Source organism: Flavobacterium sandaracinum (assembly GCF_004349135.1).
Lineage (GTDB): Bacteria > Bacteroidota > Bacteroidia > Flavobacteriales > Flavobacteriaceae > Flavobacterium > Flavobacterium sandaracinum.
In genome coordinates this window covers 61,823-67,822 of the sequence record NZ_SMFN01000019.1, presented here as the reverse complement: position 1 = coordinate 67,822, position 6,000 = coordinate 61,823, and the positions used below count along the sequence as shown (strand labels likewise).

Sequence of the window (6,000 nt, the reverse complement as noted above, 5' to 3'; positions counted from 1 at the left end):
TTCGAGTATTAAAGGACGAACCAAAGTGAATCATATGGCAGATAAAAAGATGAAATCAATATTACAAATGTGTGCTTTAGTTGCCGTAAAACATGATCCGCAACTCAAAGAATATTATGAAAGAAAAAAAGGTGAAGGTAAGAACGCAATGCTGGTTTTAAACAATGTAAAATGTAAAATTATTGGTCGTGTTTTTTCTGTAATTAACAGACAAACTCCCTATATAAATACACATAAATTTGCCTGTTAAATTTTAAATATTTTCTTGTTTTTTACCATAGAATGCGCTAACGATTGTGTATATCAGAGCGATCGGGTTCTAACGATTGTGTGTGTCAGACCGATCGGGATTAGCTACAGTCATTTTACTTATTAGTTGAAATTTTTTATTGTTAATAATAATTCAGCTTTATAATTGTAAATTTCATCTAATGATGATATTAGCTTTTTTTCTCCGTTATCTTTTCCGTTATTGAAAAGTTCAATGTATTTATTTGTAGAGTTAAAATGCAATCGACAAATTGGTTTTCTATTATTATCGTCCAATAAAACACCAAAGTAGGACTGTGTATCTCTAAATGCAATTCGTGAAGCAGGTAATACTTCTCTTAAAATTGCTTTAACTATTTGTGAACCTTCAATTTCTTCCTCTGTTGTGATGAATTTTGGAGTTTCTACATTTTCGTCAATTTTGGTAATTTGTTCATTTGCTTTTGAAGGGACGGCTTCAGATATATTTAAAGCATTTTTTAATCTGAAGTTTATAGATTCATTTATAGAATTAGAAAAGGCTTTTTTAGTGTATTCTTTGAATGCAGCTAATCTTGGGGCTGTTAAAGGTTTATTAAAAAATCGGTTAACTAATAGACGAACAATTTCATCAGATGGTTCTTGAATTTCTTTTTCAAATTCGTTTCTGATTGCTTTTATATATTTTAAACCCTCTGCGGAATCTAAAATTTCTTCAAGATTATAACCATTTTTAGAAAAATTTTCTAAGATTTTTAAACTAGTGTCTTTTAAGTCGGATATATCCAAAGTAAAAAATGGTTTTTCATCCATTATATTCGGCTTCTCTAAATCTGCATAAAAATTATAGATGTGGCCATTTGTTAAAACTCCAAAACGTGATTTTGAAACATGGTAATATCTGTGAAGTTGTGAGTTATGAGCGTCAACGTTTTCTTTCCAGTTTTTACATTCGATAATTAAAATTGGTTCACCATCTCGTTTAATAACGTAATCTATTTTCTCTCCTTTTTTAGTTCCAATATCACAAACAAATTCAGGAATTACTTCTGTAGGATTGAAAATATCGTAACCAAGAATTTGAATAAAAGGCATTACAAAAGCATTTTTTGTAGCTTCTTCCGTGTTTATTTGGTCTTTTAAGGAGTCAACTCTTTGATGTAATTGTTGCAGTTTTAATTTTAAATCTTCCATCATGTTATTTATTTTTATTAGTTTTTTTAAAATTTAGTTTTTTTAATTTTAACGTTTTGCCACTTTGAGATGGCTGGAAATTCGTAATCTTTCAGTTTTCGGCTTAACGAAAACTCGATACGAAACGGTAATTCCACTAAATTCCAGCTAGCTCAAAATACCGGTTAGTCATAGTTGTTTTTTTCCGTCGATTAATTTCTGTCCGACATATCCAACAATAAAGAAAGTTATTATTGAAACAATAAATAGTAACATTTGAGCTATATGTAAACCAAAATTAGGTTCGGAATTTAAGAGATTAATAATTAGAATAATTATTGAAGGGACTAATCCAAATATAATAATTAGTGACATAATTAAAGAAACTAGCTGCCATCTAAATTTGAGATTTGAGTTTGCTACTCCAGAAGAAAATTTCACTATCGATTGACCGTATAAAATTATGGACATCATAGCCCATTCAGTATTATAAAAAATCAATTCGTACTGATTTTGATAGCTTCTAACAATTGTAATTACAATTAATGGTAAAATTGTAAATAGCATTTCTGAAACCAAAACATAAAATAAATTTCTTTCTAATTTCATTAATTTTTTCTTATTTCTAAAACTTCGACAATTTCTGTTTTTTCAGAGATTAGATAACCATTTTTGTTATACTTGAAATTTTGTTTAATTTTTACTTTTAAAGAGTCGCCTGGTACGACAATAACTTCGCCTTGATGAAAATCTTCTAACCACTTCACGTGTAGAATTTTTATTTTTAATGTTTTGTTTCCGTGTTTAAATTCCCATTGTGAATCACCTAAAAAATCAGGTCTTTTAATTTTGTAATAAATAATTGATTGACTTTTTATTTCTTCAGAAGTTAAAGCTCTCTCAACGTCTTCTATATTTATTTTATCTGTACCTTTTGTAATTTCCTCTGTTTTGTTTTTTGAGTTTTTAACTATGAACTTCTCATCTTCTTCAAGTTTATTTACAGCATCATTTATTTCATTTAAATTCTTTGCTAAATCCAGAATGTCTAGTTTAGTATAATTAAAAGTTTTTGCTAATCCTTTTTCTATTGCTATTTCATCAATGTCATTTGCTAGATTTTCCAAATCTGAAACTTGTGATTTTCCACTTTCTATAAACTCTAAACTTTTGCTTCTAGATTCATCTATAAAATCATTTATTATTTCTTCACTTGCATCATTATCGTCTAATTTATTATCGTCATTTATGACAAGGTGATTCCATAGTTTGCCAATTAATGATCCTTTCTCAATATCATCCAAATATATTTTGGAAGAAACACTAGTATTTATAGATTGTGCGAGTGTAGTGTCAAGTTCTTTAATGCTGTCAATTAAATCAGCAAATGATCTAAATAGTCTGCTTGGGTCTTCCGTATCTTTATTAAATTCAAGTTTTAATTCAAATCTATTTATAATGTCTTTTTTCATCTAATTATTCTTGAATTCTCCTCGTCTTTTTATTATTATGCCTAACTCGTTTATATGCGAAATTTTATTTCGCCAATCTACCCCTATTTGGGTTTTACAGACGAAAAGTGTGTATCGCTTTTCTTATCCAGTCAAATATATAATTTAATTCCGAAAATACTGATAAAATATCATTCCTCAAAACTAATTCCTTTTCATTCAATAACCTTACGGGAAACCGTAAACGCCCTTTTTTAACACAAAACCCTTAGCCCTAATAGCAGTGAAAATCTTTTTTTGAGGCTTTTTGCCGAAAAAAAGATTACTTCATTGTACTCTTATTTTTATAGGTATTCAGTGAATTTCTTTTGCAACGTATAGCAGGACACGAGCGTAGCGAACTGACGAAGTAAACAGCTCCTGAAAAGAGTTTTGAATTTAATAAAGTTCGGATGTTTTAACTTGGATTTTCGAGCCACTTGTGGAGATTGCTTCGCCAGTTCGCTGTCCTCGACTTCCTCGTGTTTTGTCATTCCGAGGCACGAGGAATCACATAGGTTACTCCCGTTATGAGATTCCTCGTACCTCGGAATGACAAGTTGTTACTGAAATACGCTAAAAACGAGCCTTGCAAACTGAATACTTTTTTCGTAAATTTGCACTCCAATAAAAGGACTAAGAATATGTTAGATAGACTTCAAATAGTAAAACAACGTTTCGATGAGATTTCGGATTTGATCATTCAGCCGGATGTGATCTCGGATCAGAAGCGTTATGTGCAATTGAATCAAGAGTACAAAAGTTTAAAAGCTTTGGCTGAAAAGCGCGATGAATACGTTATTTTGATGGCGAATATCGAAGAAGCAAATGAAATTATAGCTGATAACAGTGATGCTGATATGACCGAAATGGCCAAGATGCAACTGGATGAAGCCAAGGAAAGATTGCCAGAATTAGAGGACGAAATCAAATTTATGTTGATTCCTAAAGATCCCGAAGATGCTAAGAATGTTATGGTGGAAATTCGTGCCGGAACGGGTGGGGATGAAGCGAGTATTTTTGCAGGGGATTTGTTTCGTATGTACACGAAATATTGCGAAAACAGAGGTTGGAGAACATCTGTTGTGGATATGAATGAAGGAACTTCTGGTGGTTTCAAAGAGGTTATTTTTGAAGTTACTGGTGAGGATGTGTACGGAACTTTGAAGTTTGAAGCGGGTGTTCACCGCGTGCAACGGGTACCGCAAACGGAAACGCAAGGACGTGTGCACACATCAGCAGCGACTGTTATGGTTTTGCCAGAAGCGGAGGAATTTGATGTTCAAATTGATATGAATGATGTGCGTGTGGATTTCTTTTGTTCGTCAGGACCTGGTGGACAATCCGTAAATACGACGAAATCAGCGGTTCGTTTGACACATATTCCAACCGGATTGGTGGCGCAATGTCAGGATCAAAAATCACAACATAAAAATAAGGACAAGGCTTTTGGCGTTTTGCGTTCCCGTTTGTACGAGCAAGAATTAGCTAAAAAACAAGCCGAAGATGCTACTAAACGTACCTCTCAGGTAAGTTCTGGTGACCGTTCTGCTAAAATTCGTACCTACAATTACGCACAAGGTCGTGTAACGGATCACCGTGTGGGATTGACGTTGTATGATCTAGGAAATATTATGAATGGTGACATTCAGAAAATTGTAGATGAGTTGGCATTAGTCAACAACATGGAGAAATTGAAAGAAGCAAGTGAAGTATTCTAAAAAGTAAAATAGAATCTAATAAATACACAAAACCAGCGAAAATAATTTTCCGCTGGTTTTTTTATATAATTCTAAGAAGCAATCTCTTTTATAGATTAAAAACTGCCTGCCTCTCGTTTCAATTTTTTTTCCACAATTAGGTTTCTGAAAGTCTCATATTTTGAGGTGGCAGCATTGATTTTTTCATCAAATATTGTAGTGTCTTCCAGCATGTCAATTTGAAGATTGAGTTCGTTTGATTTTTTCTCGTAACATTTCTGAATTGCATTCCAATTGGTCAACGCATCAATTGTACCGTAGGTTGTAACGGAATCAATAAAACGAATATAATTATTTGTAACTACTTCGGCTCTTTTTTCTTCATTGCTTTTACAAGAATTAAGCACAGTGGTTAAGATAAGAATTCCTAATAGGGATATTAAATTTTTCATTTCGGTTGCATTATAATTTGAATCCATAGGCCAATCGCAATGATATTTGACCTAAACCGTCTTTAATTACTTCGGTTTTAGAACTGGGAAGTCATTGAAATGTTCGTGTCTCAAGCTAGTGTCTATTTTATTATTGGCATATAAACTAAAAGGACGTTTTGAATAATTGCACCCAACGGGCTTAGGTTTAAAAGAAATTATTCAAAAATAGTAGCTTTATTGATGTCTTTTAAATTATTTAAATTGGTTTTTGTATCCTTGTTGATTCCTTTAGTATTTCCAATAAATTGTTGGGATTCATAATTGAGGTCACTTATGATTTGAGAAATGACATCCACTATTTTTTCAGATGAATTCAGCAAATTGTTTTTAATAGTAGTGCTTTTTTCACCGATTACTCTTCTTGTTTCACAACCTCTTGCTGGCGCAAAAAGTATTCCTAAAACAGTTCCTACTGCTACGCTGCCTAGTATTGCTATTGCTAAATTGTTATCTTTCATTGTTGTGTTTTTAGTTTATACTGTTTTGTTCTTTAATCACTTGGACTAAAATGAATAGTACTGCTATCACTAATAAAGCATGAATGCTGCTGCCAGCGTTATAATAAAAATAGCCAGTTGTCCAAAATAGTACTAAGACCGCAGCTATTATGTACAGTAAATTATTCATGATTTATTTGTATTTTATTTAAAAGTGAAAAAATAATTTAAGTTTTGCGTGCAATTTTTTAGTTTTTAGTTGGAATTCATACAATTCAAAATCAATACTAAAATTATCCTTTTAGTTCGCTAACAATGGAGCGTACTAGCTTTTGTTTCGTCTTTTACTTGTCTGTTCTCGCTGTGTTATGAATTATTTATCGTGAAATTGGGGCTCCTCTTGTTTGTTGGACTTTTACTTCCTTATAATTCTGAAAATAAACTGCAGAAGAACTCC

At 32.0% G+C, this 6,000-nt stretch carries 7 protein-coding genes and 1 pseudogene; 2 read left to right on the top strand and 6 right to left on the bottom strand.

What is annotated here, in order from left to right:
• Positions 1–250 (top strand): annotated as a pseudogene (locus E0F91_RS14190) (IS110 family transposase); the annotation flags it as partial.
• 122 nt (positions 251–372) lie between these two features.
• Here E0F91_RS14190 and E0F91_RS14185 read toward each other — a convergent pair.
• The 3 genes from E0F91_RS14185 to E0F91_RS14175 all read right to left on the bottom strand — a co-directional run bounded on the left by E0F91_RS14185 (position 373) and on the right by E0F91_RS14175 (position 2,894).
• Positions 373–1,446 (bottom strand): type I restriction endonuclease, encoded by a 1,074-nt coding sequence (locus E0F91_RS14185; protein WP_132067111.1) that lies wholly within the window; start codon positions 1,444–1,446, stop codon positions 373–375.
• A gap of 165 nt (positions 1,447–1,611) precedes the next feature.
• A complete protein-coding gene (locus E0F91_RS14180; RefSeq protein ID WP_132067110.1) occupies positions 1,612–2,031 on the bottom strand; it encodes a hypothetical protein in 420 nt (139 codons plus the stop codon).
• Positions 2,031–2,894, bottom strand: a complete 864-nt coding sequence (locus E0F91_RS14175) for a hypothetical protein (protein WP_132067109.1) — start codon at positions 2,892–2,894, stop codon at positions 2,031–2,033. The genes E0F91_RS14180 and E0F91_RS14175 overlap by 1 nt, the downstream gene beginning before the upstream one ends.
• Positions 2,895–3,556: 662 nt before the next feature.
• Here E0F91_RS14175 and prfA point away from each other — a divergent pair.
• Positions 3,557–4,633 carry a peptide chain release factor 1 gene (gene prfA, locus E0F91_RS14170; RefSeq protein WP_132067108.1) on the top strand — a complete coding sequence of 359 codons (1,077 nt, stop codon included), beginning with the start codon at positions 3,557–3,559 and terminating at the stop codon, positions 4,631–4,633.
• 95 nt (positions 4,634–4,728) lie between these two features.
• On the opposite strand, the gene E0F91_RS14165 is transcribed toward prfA, so the two are convergent.
• From E0F91_RS14165 to E0F91_RS14155, 3 genes are all read right to left on the bottom strand, one after another.
• Positions 4,729–5,064: a hypothetical protein gene (locus tag E0F91_RS14165; protein WP_132067107.1), complete on the bottom strand. Its 336-nt coding sequence runs from the start codon at positions 5,062–5,064 to the stop codon at positions 4,729–4,731.
• Positions 5,065–5,261: 197 nt separating this feature from the next.
• Positions 5,262–5,564: a YtxH domain-containing protein gene (locus E0F91_RS14160; protein WP_132067106.1), complete on the bottom strand. Its 303-nt coding sequence runs from the start codon at positions 5,562–5,564 to the stop codon at positions 5,262–5,264.
• Positions 5,565–5,574: 10 nt separating this feature from the next.
• Positions 5,575–5,733 (bottom strand): lmo0937 family membrane protein, encoded by a 159-nt coding sequence (locus E0F91_RS14155; RefSeq protein ID WP_132067105.1) that lies wholly within the window; start codon positions 5,731–5,733, stop codon positions 5,575–5,577.
• Between the last annotated feature and the right edge of the window lie 267 nt (positions 5,734–6,000).

Bases quoted from the DNA above. Each gene is read 5' to 3' on its own strand.
- E0F91_RS14180 (WP_132067110.1), bottom strand. From the start codon at position 2,031: ATGAAATTAGAAAGAAATTTATTTTATGTTTTGGTTTCAGAAATGCTA.
- E0F91_RS14160 (WP_132067106.1), bottom strand. From the start codon at position 5,564: ATGAAAGATAACAATTTAGCAATAGCAATACTAGGCAGCGTAGCAGTA.
- E0F91_RS14175 (WP_132067109.1), bottom strand. From the start codon at position 2,894: ATGAAAAAAGACATTATAAATAGATTTGAATTAAAACTTGAATTTAAT.
- prfA (WP_132067108.1), top strand. From the start codon at position 3,557: ATGTTAGATAGACTTCAAATAGTAAAACAACGTTTCGATGAGATTTCG.
- E0F91_RS14155 (WP_132067105.1), bottom strand. From the start codon at position 5,733: ATGAATAATTTACTGTACATAATAGCTGCGGTCTTAGTACTATTTTGG.
- E0F91_RS14185 (WP_132067111.1), bottom strand. From the start codon at position 1,446: ATGATGGAAGATTTAAAATTAAAACTGCAACAATTACATCAAAGAGTT.
- E0F91_RS14165 (WP_132067107.1), bottom strand. From the start codon at position 5,064: ATGAAAAATTTAATATCCCTATTAGGAATTCTTATCTTAACCACTGTG.